The sequence below is a fragment of the Flavobacterium resistens genome, assembly GCF_900182645.1.
Classification (GTDB): domain Bacteria; phylum Bacteroidota; class Bacteroidia; order Flavobacteriales; family Flavobacteriaceae; genus Flavobacterium; species Flavobacterium resistens.
The window spans coordinates 1132637-1150957 of sequence record NZ_FXTA01000002.1 but is presented as its reverse complement, the minus strand read 5'-3'; the positions used below and the strand labels follow the sequence as shown (position 1 = coordinate 1150957).

16 protein-coding genes are annotated in these 18321 nt (G+C 34.1%); 8 read left to right on the top strand and 8 right to left on the bottom strand.

Features of this window, described 5'->3' with window-relative positions; all coding sequences use genetic code 11:
• Positions 1-90: 90 nt before the first annotated feature.
• Positions 91-567, bottom strand: coding sequence for a DUF6985 domain-containing protein (locus FN795_RS11105; RefSeq protein ID WP_142450650.1), 477 nt, complete (start codon positions 565-567; stop codon positions 91-93).
• 316 nt (positions 568-883) lie between these two features.
• Here FN795_RS11105 and FN795_RS11100 point away from each other — a divergent pair, with 316 nt between their 5' ends.
• Positions 884-1324, top strand: a complete 441-nt coding sequence (locus FN795_RS11100; RefSeq protein ID WP_142450649.1) for a hypothetical protein — start codon at positions 884-886, stop codon at positions 1322-1324.
• Positions 1325-1380: 56 nt separating this feature from the next.
• On the opposite strand, the gene FN795_RS11095 is transcribed toward FN795_RS11100, so the two are convergent.
• The 6 genes from FN795_RS11095 to FN795_RS11070 all read right to left on the bottom strand — a co-directional run bounded on the left by FN795_RS11095 (position 1381) and on the right by FN795_RS11070 (position 7818).
• Complete coding sequence (locus tag FN795_RS11095) at positions 1381-3849, bottom strand: zinc-dependent metalloprotease (RefSeq protein ID WP_142450648.1); 2469 nt, start codon at positions 3847-3849, stop codon at positions 1381-1383.
• A gap of 168 nt (positions 3850-4017) precedes the next feature.
• Positions 4018-5304 carry a glutamate-1-semialdehyde 2,1-aminomutase gene (gene hemL, locus FN795_RS11090; protein WP_142450647.1) on the bottom strand — a complete coding sequence of 429 codons (1287 nt, stop codon included), beginning with the start codon at positions 5302-5304 and terminating at the stop codon, positions 4018-4020.
• A 40-nt stretch (positions 5305-5344) separates the two neighbouring features.
• Positions 5345-5596: a hypothetical protein gene (locus FN795_RS11085; RefSeq protein ID WP_142450646.1), complete on the bottom strand. Its 252-nt coding sequence runs from the start codon at positions 5594-5596 to the stop codon at positions 5345-5347.
• Between the two features lie 20 nt (positions 5597-5616).
• Entirely contained in the window at positions 5617-6516 is a 900-nt protein-coding gene (locus tag FN795_RS11080; protein ID WP_142450645.1) for a glucosaminidase domain-containing protein, read from the bottom strand.
• Positions 6509-7417 (bottom strand): 1-aminocyclopropane-1-carboxylate deaminase/D-cysteine desulfhydrase, encoded by a 909-nt coding sequence (locus tag FN795_RS11075; RefSeq protein ID WP_142450644.1) that lies wholly within the window; start codon positions 7415-7417, stop codon positions 6509-6511. The genes FN795_RS11080 and FN795_RS11075 overlap by 8 nt, the downstream gene beginning before the upstream one ends.
• A 59-nt stretch (positions 7418-7476) precedes the next feature.
• A complete protein-coding gene (locus tag FN795_RS11070) occupies positions 7477-7818 on the bottom strand; it encodes a hypothetical protein (protein ID WP_142450643.1) in 342 nt (113 codons plus the stop codon).
• Positions 7819-7931: 113 nt separating this feature from the next.
• On the opposite strand from FN795_RS11070, the gene FN795_RS11065 reads away from it, so the two are divergent.
• The 4 genes from FN795_RS11065 (at position 7932) to ilvA (ending at position 12448) form a co-directional block, all read left to right on the top strand.
• Complete coding sequence (locus FN795_RS11065) at positions 7932-8117, top strand: DUF5522 domain-containing protein (RefSeq protein ID WP_142450642.1); 186 nt, start codon at positions 7932-7934, stop codon at positions 8115-8117.
• A 337-nt stretch (positions 8118-8454) separates the two neighbouring features.
• Positions 8455-10431 (top strand): urocanate hydratase, encoded by a 1977-nt coding sequence (locus FN795_RS11060; RefSeq protein WP_142450641.1) that lies wholly within the window; start codon positions 8455-8457, stop codon positions 10429-10431.
• 44 nt (positions 10432-10475) lie between these two features.
• Positions 10476-11021, top strand: coding sequence for a DUF4136 domain-containing protein (locus tag FN795_RS11055; RefSeq protein WP_035651920.1), 546 nt, complete (start codon positions 10476-10478; stop codon positions 11019-11021).
• A gap of 182 nt (positions 11022-11203) precedes the next feature.
• Positions 11204-12448 (top strand): threonine ammonia-lyase IlvA, encoded by a 1245-nt coding sequence (gene ilvA, locus FN795_RS11050; RefSeq protein ID WP_142450640.1) that lies wholly within the window; start codon positions 11204-11206, stop codon positions 12446-12448.
• 79 nt (positions 12449-12527) lie between these two features.
• On the opposite strand, the gene FN795_RS11045 is transcribed toward ilvA, so the two are convergent.
• Entirely contained in the window at positions 12528-14936 is a 2409-nt protein-coding gene (locus tag FN795_RS11045; protein WP_142450639.1) for an RICIN domain-containing protein, read from the bottom strand.
• A gap of 388 nt (positions 14937-15324) precedes the next feature.
• On the opposite strand from FN795_RS11045, the gene FN795_RS11040 reads away from it, so the two are divergent.
• The 3 genes from FN795_RS11040 (at position 15325) to FN795_RS11030 (ending at position 18177) form a co-directional block, all read left to right on the top strand.
• On the top strand, positions 15325-15735 hold the full coding sequence (locus tag FN795_RS11040) for a group III truncated hemoglobin (protein ID WP_142450638.1): 411 nt from the start codon (positions 15325-15327) through the stop codon (positions 15733-15735).
• 103 nt (positions 15736-15838) lie between these two features.
• Positions 15839-16282: a hypothetical protein gene (locus tag FN795_RS11035; RefSeq protein ID WP_142450637.1), complete on the top strand. Its 444-nt coding sequence runs from the start codon at positions 15839-15841 to the stop codon at positions 16280-16282.
• Between the two features lie 137 nt (positions 16283-16419).
• Entirely contained in the window at positions 16420-18177 is a 1758-nt protein-coding gene (locus tag FN795_RS11030; RefSeq protein ID WP_142450636.1) for an aromatic amino acid hydroxylase, read from the top strand.
• Positions 18178-18321 lie beyond the last annotated feature (144 nt).

The following is an 18321-nucleotide window of genomic DNA, read 5'->3' as shown; positions in this document are numbered from 1 at the left end:
CTGATTTTGAATAGTTTCTTAAAATTAAGGAATTATTTCAAAAAAGGTTTCATAAAAATTACTTTTATCCGTGTACCTGTTTTAATCGATTTACAAAACAATATCTTGAAGACCAGTTTCCACAACTTTTTCATTTTCAATTTTAATTCCTAATCCATGTTCTGTTTCCCAAGTACAATCGCATAAAATACCTATTCTTCTAATATCATCCCCAAAATCATATTGAATTAATATAGATAGTGGAATCACCAATTTTTTCAATTCTTCAATTGTCGAAATTTTAGGAGCGACTTTATCGGCATCATCAATACTTGTTCTCATCGCCCGATAATCTTCAATGTTTTGTAAATAATATTTAAAAATATGACTTTCAACTTGCCTCATAATTTCTGGCATTTTTTCGGTAAACTTTACAAATGCTTCCTTTTGTATAAAATCTATTTCCGCATCTTCTTCTCCGTAAATATCCAAACTCACCTTGTAAACTTCATCAAACATGCTTATTTGAGTGAATCCTTTCCAAAGTTCATCATACATAATTTCACCAAATATTTCATCTTTTTTCATTTTCATCTAATTTTTTTTTTGCAATTTTAAATTAATGAACTTAATCTAATAACATCAATAAGTCATAAATATGGCATTTTAAGTTTTAATTATTTGATTATATTTCTAAACTGCCATTTGAAAACAATAAAATTATCCATAAAAACAACAAAAAATCAAAGCGTTTAAAATCAGACTTTTTCATAATTATTTTTTTATTTGATTTCATTATTTGCTCTTTCTCAATTTGTTAAATAAACTATAATTCTCACAATCCAATTAAACCTATTTAATTTCAAAAAGTCTTATTCCTATAAACAATTAAAAAAACTTAATCATGAAAAAACTATTTATCGCCGCTATGTTATTTGTTGGAGTAGCATCTTTTGCACAAGACATGGATCAAAAGCCAGCACGTGACCAAAGAGAAAGAATGACGCCTGAACAGCGTAATGAAAAACAACTGAAAAAATTAACTTCTGAATTAAACTTAGATGCTAATCAGCAAACTCAGGTGAAACAGCTTTTAGCTGACAGAAGCGCTAAAGCAGAAAAACTAAGAGAAGCTCGTCAGGCAAATAAAGAAAATGGAACTAAACTAACCGCTGCTGAAAGAGAAACCTTTAAAAAAGATATGTTAGCTGAAAGAGACGCAAACGACGCTAAAATGAAATCGATCCTAAATGCTGACCAATACACTAAATGGAAAAAAATTCAGGAGGAAAACAAAGACAAGGCAAGAGAAAAAATGAGAGAATACAAAGAGGAAAGCAACTAATTTACTTTCATAAAAAAAGAGGCTTTAAAAGCCTCTTTTTTGTTTTTATATTATAATTATTTAATTGGATTTAAAATCAAATCAATTCGCTTGATGCAATCCTCATAATGGTATTTTGTTTCTGTATTTACTGCTGTCGCTTTTGCCGTTACAAGTGATTTTTTCAAAGCATTTAATTCTCCTCTAACCAAAGCTCTAAGATCAGATTGTGCAGCATTATAATAGGTTGCAGATCGATCATTTGGCTTAATTTCTTCTGTCATTAAGCCGCCCATTCGATCAATATAAGCTCTTTGCAGATTTCTGCGATAAATAGTGACATTGGTTGATGAAGCAGCTTCTTTCCAAATTCCTTTTCGAAGATCTTTGAAGAAATCCAAAGCTTTATAAGTATCCGCGCCAAGAATTTCATTATCCATTAATCTTCCAATACGAGGCAGACTCAGCAAATTGTTCAAATGTCGAACCTGAATATTTCTAAAAGTCTCCGTATAACCTGCATATCCTGTATTTTTTAATGTATTGATATTGACAATCCAAGTTGGTGATGCAAAAGCATTTGCCTGAAGCCAGTTCATTGCTTCAATTTGTTTTGCTTTTGGAACAACTTCATATACATTTCCTGTCTGATTTGGGTTTTTCGTATTTTCATAAACACCTCCAACATTGGTTACAACATGCCCGACATATCTTCCCCAAACATCTAACATTTCTTTGTATAACTCGCTTAAATCTTCATAATCATTTGTCACTTTACTAGTCCATTCACTCAAATGATTTGCCACATATTCCAGATTTTTCATTCCGTATGTGCTGGCTTTCATTGAATTATTTCCGATATCTTCTGTTTGAGAAGAAGGATCAAACGTACTGCTCTGCTTTCCAAATTTATAAATTGGATTTCCGGCTTTGTCTAAAATCCATTTATCTAAAGTTGCTTTTTCATCTTGAGGAGATTTCGCATTCGGAATTACTCTGTACCCCCAATTAAGCGCATAATGATCATAAGCCCCCATTTTACGAATAAAACGAATATTTTGATCTCCAGGCTGTGCAATATAATTATAGCGTGCATAATCCATTATACTTGGAGAAATACCATTTTCCTGTGTGAAAGCTCCGTTTCTGTAACTTTCACAATCATATGATGAACTTGCTCCCATATTGTGTGGAAAACCTAGTGCGTGACCTACTTCGTGCGCAATTACCATTCGCATCATTTCGCCCATTTCTTCATCGCTTGTCTGCAAAGTTCTTGCCGATGGATTTGCCGCTCCAGTTTCAAGCAAATAACGGTTTCTGTATGAACGTAAATGGTTGTGATACCAAATTACATCACTTTCGATAATTTCGCCTGTTCTAGGGTCGGAAACGCTTGGTCCGACTGCATTTCTTGTCGTGCTTGCCACATAACGAATCACAGAATAACGAATATCTTCTGGACTAAAATCTGGATCTTCTTCTTTTGTCGGTGCGTCTTTTGCAATAATCGCATTTTTAAATCCAGCAGTTTCAAAAGGTTTTTGCCATTCTTCAATTCCTTGTTTGATATATTTTTTCAATTTTTCAGGAGTTGCAGGATCTAAATAATAAACAATTGGTTTTATTGGTTCAACCAATTCTCCTCTTGCGTAAGCTTCTGGATCTTTTGGTTCTAATCTCCAGCGTCTAATATAGGTTTTAAGATCCGATTTCAATTCATTGCTTCCATAATCGTATTGGCTAACTGTAAAGAAGCCCACACGAGGATCGGCTAATCTTGGTTGCATTGGAACTTCTGGCAATAAAATCATCGATTGATTCATCTGAATGCTGATTGATTCTGTATCCTCCAACATTGATGGTTTTGAAGCATTATAAGTCATATCCTGAATGACTTCAATATTCATCGGAAAGCTTTTAATTTTATTGATAAAACTTCTCGAATCATCCAATCCTTTTACCTTGTACGTTTCGCGCATTTCCGCTGAAATTCCGCTGATTGCTTTCACATCTGTACTGTAAAATTTGGTTACATCAATTACAGTATTAGCCGAATCTTTGCTGAAAGCTACAATATCAAAAGCAAATAATGTTGGTTCATAATTGTTTGACTTTACTGAAATACTTATAGGCAAAGCATCATTTGCAACCGAATTATATGATTTTGATTTGATTAGAATCTTATCTTGAAAACGTTGCCAAACAATTAATTGCTCATTCGTTTCAGATCCAGCATTTACATAACCTCCTCCTAAATTCGAAGGTAGTTTCGCTAATCTGCTTACCAAGAGCATATCTTTATCTAAATATTTATTCGGAATTTCGAAGTAGTATTTTTTATCCACTTTGTGAACCGTAAAAAGTCCTTCATCAGAAACAGCATCTTTTGTAATTACTTTGCTGTATTCTTTAATTGTTGATTCCGGTTTCTTTTCTGGCGGAGCAGTTTGAGTTTCGTCTTTTTTCTTTTTCGATTGGGCAAATTGGTTTGTTGGAAATAGCGCAAATGCCGCTATTGTAGATAAAATGAAAAATTTCTTCATTTATTGCAGGTTTTATGGTTATTTGATAAACAAAAATAATTTTTGATTACAATAACACAAGACAATACAGCTTCATTAACTTTTTATTAACTACAAAATAAGTATTATAATAATAAAAAAAGGTTCAGCTGATAAAACTGAACCTTTGATAAATATTTTTTAATTGATTTAAAATGTTTTCGAAACTTTGTCGATTGCATTAATTGTAAAATCTAAATCTTCATACGTCAAAGCATCTGTAATAAACCAAGTTTCGTATGCTGATGGCGCAATATATACTCCTTCCTGCAACAATCCGTGAAAGAATTTCTTAAACGTTTCGTTATCTCCTTTTGCAGCAGTTTGAAAATCTGTAACTGGATTTGCATCAAAGTGAACAGAAATCATAGAACCTACTCTATTGATCGTAAAAACAACATTATTGGCTTTCAAAACTCTGTCGATTCCTGCTTCTAAATACGCTGTTTTTTCTTCTAAACGGGTAAAAATTTCACGATCATTATTTAAAGCCTGCAACATCGCTAATCCCGCAGCCATTGCAAGCGGATTTCCAGATAATGTTCCTGCCTGATAAACAGGTCCAAGAGGCGCTAAATAATTCATGATTTCTTCACGTGCAGCAAAAGCTCCAACCGGAAGTCCTCCTCCAATTACTTTTCCGAAAGTTACAATATCTGCATTGATATTATACAATTCCTGAACTCCTCCGCGCGCTAAACGGAAACCGGTCATAACCTCATCAAAAATCAATAAGATTCCGTTTGCTGTACACAATTCTCTCAAACCTTCTAAGAAACCTTTTGCAGGCGGAATACATCCCATATTTCCTGCAACTGCTTCGATAATAATTGCAGCAATTTCGCCTTTATTAGCTTCGATTAACGTTTTTACGTTTTCTAAATCATTGTATTTTGCCAATAAAGTATCTTTTGCAGTTCCTTCGGTAACACCTGGACTATTTGGCGAACCAAAAGTTACGGCTCCACTTCCTGCCTGAATCAAAAATGAATCAGAATGTCCATGATAACATCCTGCAAATTTGATAATTTTATCTCTTTTTGTAAAGCCACGAGCCAAACGAATCGCACTCATACAAGCTTCTGTACCTGAATTTACAAATCTGATTTTATCAATATTCGGAACCATAGAAACTGCTAAAGCTGCGATTTCTGTTTCCAATTCTGTTGGCATTCCAAATGAAGTTCCTAGTTTTGCTTTTTCGATTACGGCATCAACAACTGGCTGATAAGCGTGACCTAAAACCATTGGTCCCCAAGAGTTGATATAATCTATTAATTTATTTCCGTCTTCATCATACAAATAAGCACCTTTCGCACTTTTTACAAAAATTGGAGTTCCGCCAACTGCTTTAAATGCTCTTACTGGTGAATTTACTCCTCCCGGAATTACTTTTTCTGCTTCAGCAAAAAGCTGACTACTTCTTTTATATAACATTCTTAATTTTTGATTTTAGAGTTTAGATTTTAGATTTAATTTATCGACTTAAACCTTGTTCTAAAACAAACTCATTAAAATATTTTTGTTCTCTTTTTTCTTCTTCTGAAAGCTCTTCAATCTTTTTATCCGACATTCCAATTGGCGAATAAAAAGTCCATTTCCAAGTTGGCCTATGTTTTATAAAAAAATGTTTTTCAGGAAATTCATCATGCTGATAGATTCCACAAAAACATCTAATTGTTGCAACTATTACCAAAATAAAAATTCCAATTGAGATTTTGCTTTTCATTAATAATTAACAATGAATAATTATTTCACCTTAAGCCTCTGTCCAATTGAAATCGCATTATCAGTGAGATTGTTTTTTTGTTTTAAATCATCGACCAATAAATTGAATTTTTTTGAAATTGAATATAGTGTATCTCCTTTTTGAACTTCGTATAAATTCGGGTCGTTTGAGTCTAAATTTATCTTTGGATCAGAATTCACATCATAAGATGATTTTCTTGGTGGAGCCGTTTTATTGATTGCAACATAATTTTTTCCCGTAATCTGGCAGTCATATTGATGCAGATTATAACGCTCAATATAACTTATCAATTTGTCAGGATAATTTGGATCTGTTGCATAACCACAAGCTCGAAGTCCTTTTGCCCAAGCTTTGTAATCGTCTTTTTCATAAGTAAACAAAGATTCATATCTCTTTTTTCCAACTAAAAACAAAGCGTGATCGCGATACGATTCTGAGGCTTCTTTATATTTTCTGAAACATTCTTGTTCTGCATCGTCATCATGGCGAACACTTTCTCCAAGCCAATCTTTATGACATTTAATTCCGAAATGATTATTGGCATCGACAGCCAAATCTCCTTTTCCTGCACCCGATTCTAATATTCCCTGAGCCAAAATTATACTCGCAGGAATACCATATTTTTGCATATTTCCCATTGCAATATCTTTATATTGCAAGATGTAAGAATTCACTAAATCGCTGGTTACGACTGTTTTTGAAGTCGATTGAATAACTTCAGTTGTATTATTTGTAGAAGGATAATTTTTTCCGATTGGCTTGGCAGGAGTATTTCTTTTAACTGAAGCTGTTCTGGCTTGAACTGCTGCCGCTTTTTTAGTCGTCGCTATGGCAGGCTTGCTAGATGAGCAGCTTGCTAAGGCTAATATTACGAGAAGTAATACAGTTTTTTTAATCATTGGTTATGAGTATTGGTAATTTCTTCTGCTTCAACTTCATATTCATTCCATCAATTCCCTGTAATCCGCCGGTGTGAATGAGTAAAATTTTTGAATGTGCAGGAAAATAATTTTTGCTTATTAAATCTATAACGCCAAAAACCATCTTTCCTGTATAAATTGGATCTAATGGCACTTTTGTTTCTTCAAAAAAAGCATTTATAAATTCGATTAATTCCAAATTTATTTTGCCATAACCTCCAAAATGATAGTCAGAAATTAAATCCCAGTTATCTTTTTTTGCAAAAATACGAATTTCATCGTTTAAAAAGTCACCTTTTAGCGCCGGAAACCCTAAAATTTTCTGATTTGGCAACGCACTATTTATTAATCCGGAGATTGTGCCGCCCGTTCCAACAGCGCAGCAAACATAATCAAAAACCGAATCTTCATTGGTTAAAATCTCTTCACAGCCTTTCACAGCGAGTTCATTTGTGCCGCCTTCGGGAACTAAATAAAAGTCTCCAAACTTGTCTTTTAGTTTTTCAATAAAGAAATCTTCGTTTTTTAAACGATACTCTTCTCTTGAAACAAATTCAAATTGCATTCCGTTTTCCTGAGCGAATTTCAGCGTTGGATTTTCTTCGATTTTATCAAAAAGTTCATCCCCACGAATGATTCCGATAGTTTTAAAACCTTGTTCTTTTCCCGCAAATGCTACTGCTGCAATATGATTCGAAAATGCCCCTCCAAAAGTCAGTAAAATGTCTTTTTTTTGGGCTTTCGCCTGAAGCAAATTGTATTTTAATTTTCGGAATTTATTTCCCGAAACAAAAGGATGAATAAGATCTTCCCGTTTTATTGTCAGTGAAATATCATTCGGAAAATCAATCGAAATATGTTGATTGAAAACTGGATTCATTTTTTAAAGTTGAAAGTCGAAAGTCAAAAGTCGAAAGTGATAATTCATGTCTTGATATCTTAAAGCTTATTGTGTTTGATATATTTCAGAAACTGAAAAAATGATCGGTTTTTCAAATAATTTAAATCATTTTCTTTGGCGTAAGCTTCTCTTTCAAAACTGATATTCCGATACGCCAAAGCGCCATTTTTATATTGAATTAGACGAATTAGATATTCTAAAAAATACCAGATAAAAAACGGAATTACCAAAAGTTCTAATTGCTGCTTTAAATGGATTTTTTCATGATTGACAAAAACTCCATTTGTTTTATCAAAATCATATTTTACCAAAACAAACGGAAAAACAGCCATCCCGCGATATCCTTTCGGAATTAAATATTTGGCAACAATCAGAAACATTGGCTGTAAAATTTATAAATTTGTAGCTATAAAATTATTTGATTTCATTAAAATCTCAATCAAATACTTATTTTTGATTTTTGAATAATGAAACAAAAACCCGAAGCAGATTTATGAAAGAGCAAAGTAATGAAAATAAATTAATCGAAGGAGAAGATTTTTACTATACGTCTGAAGGTTACAAGTGCTTTACTGAAAAACACCACTTAAAACGTGGTTACTGCTGCAAAAGCGGCTGCCGTCATTGTCCTTACGGATTTGATAAAAGAACAGGAGAAATAAGAAAAAAAGCAAATTAGATAATTTGGCAATTTGAAAATGTGTCAATCAGATAATTCTAAAATCTAAAATATCATATGGATATCCATTCACGAAAATTCAGGATTAAAATCCACAAGTCTTATCATAGGTCGGATATCCGTTATCCCTAGTTTTTTAATTAGAAAATGTGCCAATTTGAAAATTAGATAATTTAAAAAAAAATCCCATTTCCAATTGCACTCAATAAAATGTTGGTCACATTTGAGCACCAGTGGAACGACAAAATCTAAAAAAAACAAAAAATTAATCTGTTGTTAATCTAAGCACAATACCTTAGTAGCTTAGAATCTCAGCATCTTAGAATCTTTAAAAAAAATGACTTTCAAAGAACAAATACAACAAGGAATTCCAAATATATTACCTCAAAAGGCAGCGTATGATCCTGCTATTAATCACGCTCCAAAGAGAAAAGAAATTCTTTCGACAGAAGAGAAAAAACTTGCTTTAAAAAATGCGTTACGCTATTTTGATCCAAAACATCATGCTGAATTAATTCCCGAATTTTCAGAAGAATTAGAAAAATACGGACGAATTTATATGTATCGTCTTCGTCCTGATTACAGAATGTACGCGCGTCCTATCGACGAATATCCAGGAAAATCTTTGCAAGCGAAAGCAATCATGCACATGATTCAGAACAATTTGGATTATGCTGTGGCACAACATCCACATGAATTGATTACTTATGGAGGAAACGGAGCCGTTTTCCAAAACTGGGCTCAATATTTATTGACGATGCAATATTTGTCTGAAATGACAGATGAGCAAACTTTAACGATGTATTCAGGACATCCGATGGGACTATTTCCTTCGCATTCAGAAGCTCCAAGAGTTGTCGTAACAAATGGAATGGTTATTCCGAATTATTCTAAACCGGACGATTGGGAAAAAATGAACGCTTTAGGAGTTTCACAATACGGACAAATGACAGCCGGAAGTTATATGTACATTGGCCCGCAAGGAATTGTACACGGAACTACGATTACAGTTTTGAACGGTTTCAGAAAAATAAAACAAAATCCTGAAGGAAGCTTATTTGTGACTTCTGGATTGGGCGGAATGTCAGGCGCGCAGCCAAAAGCAGGAAATATTGCAGGTTGTATTACGGTCTGCGCCGAAGTAAATCCGAAAATCACTAAAATCCGTCACGAACAGGGATGGATAAATGAAATTGTTACTTCGACTGAAGAATTGGTTGCCAGAGTAGCTTTGGCGAAAGCCAATAAAGAAACGGTTTCCATTGCTTATTTAGGAAATGTAGTTGACGTTTGGGAATGTTTCGATAAAGAAAACATCAAAATTGATTTAGGTTCAGATCAGACTTCACTACACAATCCTTGGGCTGGTGGCTATTATCCAGTTGGGATTTCATTTGAAGAAGCCAATGAAATGATGGCAAATAATCCTGATTTATTTAAAGAAAAAGTTCAGGAATCATTGCGCAGACAAGCTTTGGCAATCAACAAACACACCGCAAAAGGAACTTACTTTTTTGATTACGGAAATGCCTTTTTGTTAGAAGCTTCCCGTGCAGGCGCTGATGTTATGGCCGAAAATAAAATTGATTTCAGATATCCAAGTTATGTTCAGGATATTATGGGACCAATGTGTTTTGATTATGGTTTTGGACCTTTTAGATGGGTTTGTGTTTCTGGAAAGCCTGAAGATCTGCAAAAAACCGATGCTATTGCTTCTCAAATTTTAGAAGAAATGGCAAAAACAGCACCAAATGAAATTCAGCAACAAATGCAGGATAATATCAAATGGATTAAAGGTGCGCAGGAAAACAAACTTGTCGTAGGCTCTCAAGCTAGAATTCTTTACGCTGATGCAGAAGGAAGAATTAAAATCGCTGAAGCATTCAACCAAGCAATTGCAAAAGGGGAAATTGGTGCAGTTGTTTTAGGACGTGATCATCACGACGTTTCAGGAACTGATTCACCTTACAGAGAAACTTCAAACATTTACGATGGATCACGTTTTACAGCCGATATGGCAATCCATAACGTAATTGGAGACAGCTTTAGAGGTGCTACTTGGGTATCGATTCACAACGGCGGTGGAGTTGGCTGGGGAGAGGTTATAAATGGCGGATTTGGTATGGTTCTTGATGGTTCTAAAGAAGCTTCAAAACGTTTAGCATCAATGCTTTTTTGGGATGTCAACAACGGAATTTCAAGAAGAAGCTGGGCTCGAAATGATGAAGCTATTTTTGCCATAAAAAGAGCCATGCAAGTTGAGCCTTTACTAAAAGTAACTTTACCTAATATTGTTGACGAAAGTCTGCTGTAAACAAAAGTTACTCATAAAACAGAGAACATTAAATTTCTAATAACATGAAAACATTCAAATTAATTCCGATTTTTTTGCTTTTGATACTTGCTGCGTCGTGTGACACGGTTAGTGCTTACTCTGACTACGATAAAACCGTAGATTTTACGCCTTATAAGACTTATGCTTATTTTAAGCCCGGAATTGATAAGGTTGAAATATCTGATTTGGACAAAAAAAGAATTCTTCATGCAATTGACGATCAAATGCAAGCTAAAGGTTTTACCAAAAGCGAAAATCCTGATATCCTAATAAACATTTTTACCAAAGCCAAAGAACAAGTTGATGTAAATCAATTTTACGCTGGATACGGTTATGGATGGGGTTACGGATGGGGATGGGGATACAGTCCTTATATGTACGGAGGAACATCAGTATCAAGATACACCGAAGGAACTTTGTTCATTGATTTCATTGATGCTAAAAAGAAAGAAATGATCTGGCAAGGCCAAGGCATTGGTACTTTATACAAAAACATAGATAAAAAAGATGCCAGAATTACTGAATTTGTGACCAAAATTTTAGCACAGTATCCACCAGTAAAAAAATAATTAATTACATTTGCTTTTCAATCAGCTAAAGAATGACAAATTTTAATAACATTATTATCGCTATTATCAGCATTATTGCAATTCAGCAATAATGGCGAGGTGTTATATAAATAAGTAAAATATATTTTATGAAAACCTCCCAAAACGGGAGGTTTTTTATTTTAAGAAAAAAAACAGCTATTATGGATTTATTTAATGAAGTACTTAATGCGAAAAAGCAACTTGGAGATGTAGTTGCCGCAACTCCGCTTACGCAAAATTTGAATCTTTCAGACGAATTCAAATCTACGATTTTATTAAAACGAGAAGATTTACAAATTGTTCGTTCGTATAAAATCAGAGGCGCTTACAATAAGATTTCTTCATTAAACGAAAAAGAAAAATCAAACGGAATTGTTTGTGCCAGCGCAGGAAATCATGCTCAGGGTGTTGCTTATTCTTGTAATCTTCTTAAAATAAACGGCAAAATTTATATGCCGAAAACCACTCCGAAACAAAAAGTAAAACAAGTTCAATTATTCGGAAAATCATTTGTTGAAATTGTTTTGACCGGAGATACTTTTGATGATGCTTACGCTTCGGCAACTGCAGATGCTATCAAAAATCACAAAACATTTATTCATCCTTTTGACGATGAAAAAGTAATTGCCGGACAAGGAACTGTTGGCTTGGAAATTCTCGAAAGTTTTAAAGAACCAATCGATTATGTTTTTGTTCCAATTGGCGGTGGCGGACTGGCTTCTGGCCTATCCGAAGTTTTTAAACATTTAAGTCCGCTTACAAAAATCATCGGCGTTGAGCCAAAAGGAGCTCCTTCAATGAAAACTTCAATAGAAGAAAATAAAAATACAGCTTTAAAAACAATCGACAAATTTGTTGACGGTGCCGCTGTAAAACAAGTTGGTGATAAAACTTTTGAAATCTGTCGTTATAATTTAGAAGATATTATTCTGGTTCCTGAAGGAAAAGTTTGTACCACAATTTTGCGATTATACAATGAAGAAGCCATGGTTGTAGAACCTGCCGGCGCTTTGACAATTGCCGCTTTGGATTTTTATAAAGACAAAATAAAAGGTAAAAATGTAGTTTGCATTGTCAGCGGAAGCAATAACGACATTGAAAGAACTGCCGAAATAAAAGAACGCTCATTGCTTTACGAAGGCTTGATGCATTATTTCATGATCCAATTTCCACAACGTCCTGGAGCATTGAAAGAATTTGTAAACAATATTTTAGGTCCAGACGACGATATCACCTATTTTCAATTTGCAAAGAAAAACAGTCGTGAAGTTGGTTCGGTAGTTGTTGGTTTGGAATTAAAAAACAAAAACGACATTATGCCAATTAAATTAAAAATGACTCAAAACGGCTTTGAATTTCAATATTTGAATGATAATCAGGATTTATTCACACAATTGATTGGATAAAAATAAAAGGCTGTCTATTAACCGTAGACAGCCTTTAAAATCAAATATAAAATTACTAATTGAATTCTAGATTTGTAATTTATTGTTTCAACACTTTCTTAGAATACGATCCAGTGTTGTCATTTACCCGCACTACATAAATGCCTTTTGGTAATCTCGAAATTTCAATTTCAGATTGACGACCTTCAAAATTTACGCTTTTCTTCAGCACATTTTGACCTTCAAGCGAGTACACTTCAACCTCAGCACTTCCTTTATGATTAGTATCAATTTTTAAATAATCATTCGACGAATTAATAAAAATCACCATATCATTTGGATTTTCTTCTTCTGCCGAAACTGTTGGTGCCAACGCTTTTTTTGCAGTTGATTCTACCTGAACAAATTGCCATTGCTGATTTAATCCGCCAGTATAATCCCAAACCTGGATATTAGCACCATTTGCTGTCGAAACATTTTCGACATCAAGAGACTTTCCGGTATTTACATTGGTAATTTTATAATATCCGCCACTAAGACTTGCAACCGTCCATTTAAATTCATTAGAATTAACAAAAGTTCTTTGCTGTACTTTTAGTCCATTTGCAGTTCCATTATTTTCAACTGCCAGATACATTCCCGTTGATTTTACAATAATGTAATAATTTCCACTTCCGTCTGAAACAAATTTCCATCTTTGGTTGCTTCCTCCTCCGCTGGTAACATCGTATTGCTGAATTCTTCCTCCGCTAGTTGTGGAATTATCAGCCACATCTAGACCTTTATTACTGTTTCTTGAAATGATATTATAATATCCCGGAAATCCAGTACTTGATGCATTTACTGTAATTGTACTTGTCGCCGTTTTTGCTCCGTCTACAGTTGTAACAGTAATTGTTGCATTTCCTGCAGCTACTCCTGTAACCAAACCGTTTGAGTTTACAGTTGCAACCGAAGTGTTGCTTGAACTCCAATTTACAGCTGTATTTGTCGCATTACTTGGAGAAACTGTCGCTGTCAACTGCTGTGTTTGTCCTGCTGTAATTGTTGCCGAAGTCGGGCTTACACTCACTCCCGTTACAGCAACCGTACCTCCTGTTCCCCAAGTAAAAGTAACCGCAGATGATCCTGGAACTGCATAATTAAATGCCGATGATCCTGAAACCACTTTTATCGTATTTGATGATCCAGAAGTATTATAAAGCACCAAAGCAATTGATCCATCAGGGTTTTTAAATCCAACTGATACAATACTTCCGCTTGTGCTAGAAGAACTAATTCTTACTGCACCCGGCTTCACATATTTAGAAATTTGGCCAATAATATAATACGCTACATTTTTAGTATAGCTTGTACTATTATTTACTGTAATCGCTCCTAAACAGCTGTTACAACCGCCAGGCGTATGCGGTCCCATGCTTGAATTATTGGCAGCATTCCATTCCAAAACTGTTTTTGACCAGTTATTTGTACTACCAATAACAACGTTTTGCATGTGCCAACCAAAATCTCCAGCGAAACTTCCTCCAGAACCTGTATATTGCTCTGTAAAATAAACGTTTTTATTGGTCTGTGTTTTTACAGTTGACATTGCAGAGATATTTCCTAAATACAAATGAAACGCTGCGCCATCTACATAACTACTGTTGTTTAAAACATCAATTGGATATGCTGTATTGTCGCAATTGTGGTCAAAAGCAATAATTTTAACACCACCGTATCCAGCAGCAGCCAATTGAGGTCCAAGTTGTTGATTGATAAAATTCTTTTGCTCTGTAGAATTCATCAGCATACTTGGCTCGTTGTTTGGATTTTCAGGTTCGTTTTGTGGCGTGATAGCCCAAATCGAAATTCCCTGCGCCTGCATAGCTTGAATGTATTTTACAAAATATTTGGCGTAAGCTGCATAATATTGTGTTTGTAAACTTCCGCCAACCCAAGAACCATTGGTTTTCATCCATCGTGGTGCTGTCCAAGGAGTTGCCAATATTTTAATATTCGGATTGATCAACTGAATCTTTTTGATAATCGGAATCAAATAAGTCAAATCCGGACCGTTTAAACTGAAGTTATTCATATTAGTATCTCCCGAAGTTTCATTATAACTATAAGAAGAGCTGCTCAAATCTGAAGCCGCTATACTAATACGAATCACACTTGCATTTAATCCTGTAGTTGGATTATACAAATCATTCAATAACTGGTTTTGCTGTGTTGCTGCCATTCCGCTTATCACTTCGGCACTACCTTCTGTAAGCGTATAACCGAAACCGTCCATTGTTTGATAGGTTGTTCCTGCATTAACTGTAACTGTAGATGGATTTGTTCCTGAGTTTGTTCCGAAACTTACAGTTGCCTGCTGTTGAAGTAATTTTGTCTGATCGCCTGATGTTATAAAAGGCGTAACCGTCTGAGCATTTGTTTTTGTAATACATAAAAGCATTATTATAATGACTTGTGTCATAAAAGCTTTTACCTGATTTGTAGGTTTTTGAGTAGTTTTGTGCATTTTTTTTGTGGTTTTTGAGGTTTGTTGATAGTTAAATTTTTCTCATTTTATTATGATTATTTTTATTAAAACGCATCAAAAATATATCAATTTTAACGAAATCGATATAATTGAAACTTTACAAATACACATCATTTGTAAAATTTACCTTAACAAAAACTTATCTAATCAAAATTCAAAATATTGATTATCAAATAATTAATTAAAAATAAAGCACAAAAAATCTTACTTTTTATTTTACTGCATCTACAAAATTTCAAAAACACGTATTTTACAACCTAAATTTGATTGTTTTTAGGGTTGAAAAACCACTTGTTAAATGACAAATATCATGGATTAGTCAAGAAGTTATATCGTATTTTTGCAATTCATTTTAGAAAGAAAAACAATGAATCCCCTTAAAGATATTTCGACTTTAGAAGATATTAAACAAATGGTGAACAGCTTTTATGACAATGTTAGAAAAGATGATCTCATAGGTCCAATATTTAATGATAAATTACAAGATCGATGGGAACCTCATTTGCAAAAAATGTACGGTTTTTGGCAAACCATTTTATTTGATGTCCGTGCCTATTCTGGAACTCCGTTTCCTCCTCACAAACAATTACCAGTCGATAAAACTCATTTTGATCGTTGGATCGAAATTTTCAACACAACAATTGATTCCCAATTTGCAGGTCCATTGACAGAAGAAGCAAAAATGCGTGCTACAAATATGGCTTTTATGTTCAATCATAAAATTGAATATTTCAGAAATGCTGAAAATGAATTGAGAAATTCGATCAAGAAATCTTAAAAGTAAATTTCAAAATTTAGATGATGTTGTTATTTTTTAAATAAATTTGGTTCAGCACAAACCCTATCTTAACCAAATTAAAAACCTACTAAAAGTTTTTCGAATGAAAAAAATAATGCTCTTCTTTATAATTTGTTTCTCTTTTTTGAATACAATTCAAGCTCAAACGGCTCCAACATCAAATCTATACAAAGGAACTGTGGATGGAAAAACGCCAATAACGGTTTACATCAAAACAGAAGAAAATCCATGCACAGCCGATTTAATGTACACTTCAATGTATCGTTACAACAAATCAAAGAACTGGATTCAGTTGAATATCACTCAGAATAGAAAGGCTGAAAATGAATTTGTTCTTGTAGAACATGGTTTTAGCGGCTTATTAATTTTGAAGAAAATCGAAAATACTTTTTCCGGATTATGGATAAGTCCTGACACTAAAAAACAATTAAAAGTTGAATTGAAAGAAGCTCCAATGACAAAAAAAGAGTTGGCTGACTTTGAAAAAACAATGGAAAAAGTCAATTACGAGAATAACGACTGTTAAAATCCATTTTCTTGCTAAGCTCTAAAAAACTATAAAAACGCAATAAAACACACTTTCGAATAAAAATTTTGTGATGAATAGCAAAAATTAGCAGTCTAAATTCGTAATTTTACATTCTAATCTACAACGTTTTCGAAATGAATGCATCTATAGAAACAAACCCATTATTAGAGCGATTGCCTAAACATTTAAAGCAATTTATTAAACCTCAGGATTATAGCGATTACACACCTATTAATCAAGCGGTTTGGCGCTATGTAATGCGTAAAAATGTAGATTATCTTTCTAAAGTTGCTCATCACTCCTATTTAGAGGGATTGAAGAAAACCGGAATCGAAATTGATTCTATTCCGAGTATGTACGGAATGAACCGTATTCTTACCGAAATTGGCTGGGCTGCCGTAGCCGTTGACGGATTTATTCCGCCAAATGCCTTTATGGAATTTCAGGCTTATAATGTTTTGGTTATTGCTTCGGATATCAGACAATTAGAACATATTGAATACACGCCCGCTCCGGATATTATTCACGAAGGTGCCGGCCACGCTCCTATTATTGCTAATCCTGAATATGCAGAATATTTAAGACGTTTTGGCGAAATTGGATGCAAAGCGATTTCTTCGCATAAAGATTACCAAATGTATGAAGCGATTCGTTTGCTTTCGATTTTGAAAGAAGCCGAAGATACGCCTCAAGAAAAAATTGACAAAGCTGAAAAAGCCGTTGCCGATTTACAAAACAACATGGGCGAATTATCTGAAATGGCTCAAATTAGAAATTTACATTGGTGGACAGTTGAATACGGATTAATTGGAACTGTTGAAAATCCAAAAATATACGGCGCCGGATTACTTTCTTCTATTGGTGAAAGCGCTCACTGTATGACTGATAATGTAAAAAAAATCCCTTATGATATTTCGGCAGCAAATCAGAATTTTGATATTACACAATTACAACCTCAATTATATGTAACGCCAACTTTCTCTTATTTGAGTTTAATTTTGGAAGAATTTGCCAATAAAATGGCTTTACGTACTGGAGGGCTTTCTGGAATTCAGAAATTAATCCAGTCGAATGCTTTGGGAACAATTGAATTAAGTACTGGCTTGCAGATTTCGGGCGTTTTCACGAATGTAATTGAAGAAGAAGGAAAACCGGTTTACATTCAGACAACTGGAAAAACAGCTTTGGCATACCGCGAAAAAGAATTAGTTGGCCATGGAACTTTAACACATCCACACGGATTTGGAAGTCCGATTGGGAAACTGAAAGGCTTTAATTTAGCGATTGAAGACATGAGTCCGAAGGATTTACAGGCTTATAGTATCGTTGAAAATGAAACAGTAAAACTGGAATTTGAGGGAAATATTATTGTTGAAGGTGAAATCATTACAGGTTCAAGAAACTTACACGGAGAAATTATCTTGATTAGTTTTAGAAATTGTACCGTAACGCATGGCGAAACAATTTTGTTTCAGCCTGATTGGGGAAATTACGATATGGCAATTGGTAAAAAAGTGGTTTCCGCTTTTTCGGGTCCAGCCGATGTGAATAGTTTTGATTTGATCAATATTGTTCCGTCAACTAAAACTATTAAAGCAAAACATACTGACGAACGCGATGAATTAGAAATTCTATACGCTACTGTTCGAAACATCCGAAATAATAAAGATTCTAAAACGGAATTAAAATCTGTTTTTGGAAAATTAAAAAACAATCACCCAAATGATTGGCTTTTAACCGTTGAAATTGCTGAACTTTTGAAAGATTCTGACGATAAACAATTACTGCAAGAAGTATTGGTTCATTTGGATCAATTGAAAATAAAACGTCCTGAAGTGGCGCATTTAATTTCTGGCGGTTTGGATTTGATTTTTGATAAAGAAATAGTTTAGTTTTTAAGTTTCAAAGTAACAAAATGACAAAGGTTACTCCTCATTTTATGTCATTTCGAGGAACGAGAAATCTCCGCGAGAAGCTCTACAAAGATTGGATTCTCGTTGCGGAGTTACTTGCGGAGATTTCTCGTTCCTCGAAAT

Excerpts from the sequence above, each read along its gene's own strand:
- FN795_RS11080 (WP_142450645.1), bottom strand. The coding sequence starts at position 6,516 with ATGATTAAAAAAACTGTATTACTTCTCGTAATATTAGCCTTAGCAAGC.
- FN795_RS11060 (WP_142450641.1), top strand. The coding sequence starts at position 8,455 with ATGACTTTCAAAGAACAAATACAACAAGGAATTCCAAATATATTACCT.
- hemL (WP_142450647.1), bottom strand. The coding sequence starts at position 5,304 with ATGTTATATAAAAGAAGTAGTCAGCTTTTTGCTGAAGCAGAAAAAGTA.
- FN795_RS11030 (WP_142450636.1), top strand. The coding sequence starts at position 16,420 with ATGAATGCATCTATAGAAACAAACCCATTATTAGAGCGATTGCCTAAA.
- FN795_RS11065 (WP_142450642.1), top strand. The coding sequence starts at position 7,932 with ATGAAAGAGCAAAGTAATGAAAATAAATTAATCGAAGGAGAAGATTTT.
- FN795_RS11095 (WP_142450648.1), bottom strand. The coding sequence starts at position 3,849 with ATGAAGAAATTTTTCATTTTATCTACAATAGCGGCATTTGCGCTATTT.
- FN795_RS11070 (WP_142450643.1), bottom strand. The coding sequence starts at position 7,818 with ATGTTTCTGATTGTTGCCAAATATTTAATTCCGAAAGGATATCGCGGG.
- FN795_RS11085 (WP_142450646.1), bottom strand. The coding sequence starts at position 5,596 with ATGAAAAGCAAAATCTCAATTGGAATTTTTATTTTGGTAATAGTTGCA.
- FN795_RS11035 (WP_142450637.1), top strand. The coding sequence starts at position 15,839 with ATGAAAAAAATAATGCTCTTCTTTATAATTTGTTTCTCTTTTTTGAAT.
- FN795_RS11105 (WP_142450650.1), bottom strand. The coding sequence starts at position 567 with ATGAAAAAAGATGAAATATTTGGTGAAATTATGTATGATGAACTTTGG.
- ilvA (WP_142450640.1), top strand. The coding sequence starts at position 11,204 with ATGGATTTATTTAATGAAGTACTTAATGCGAAAAAGCAACTTGGAGAT.
- FN795_RS11075 (WP_142450644.1), bottom strand. The coding sequence starts at position 7,417 with ATGAATCCAGTTTTCAATCAACATATTTCGATTGATTTTCCGAATGAT.
- FN795_RS11040 (WP_142450638.1), top strand. The coding sequence starts at position 15,325 with ATGAATCCCCTTAAAGATATTTCGACTTTAGAAGATATTAAACAAATG.
- FN795_RS11100 (WP_142450649.1), top strand. The coding sequence starts at position 884 with ATGAAAAAACTATTTATCGCCGCTATGTTATTTGTTGGAGTAGCATCT.
- FN795_RS11055 (WP_035651920.1), top strand. The coding sequence starts at position 10,476 with ATGAAAACATTCAAATTAATTCCGATTTTTTTGCTTTTGATACTTGCT.
- FN795_RS11045 (WP_142450639.1), bottom strand. The coding sequence starts at position 14,936 with ATGCACAAAACTACTCAAAAACCTACAAATCAGGTAAAAGCTTTTATG.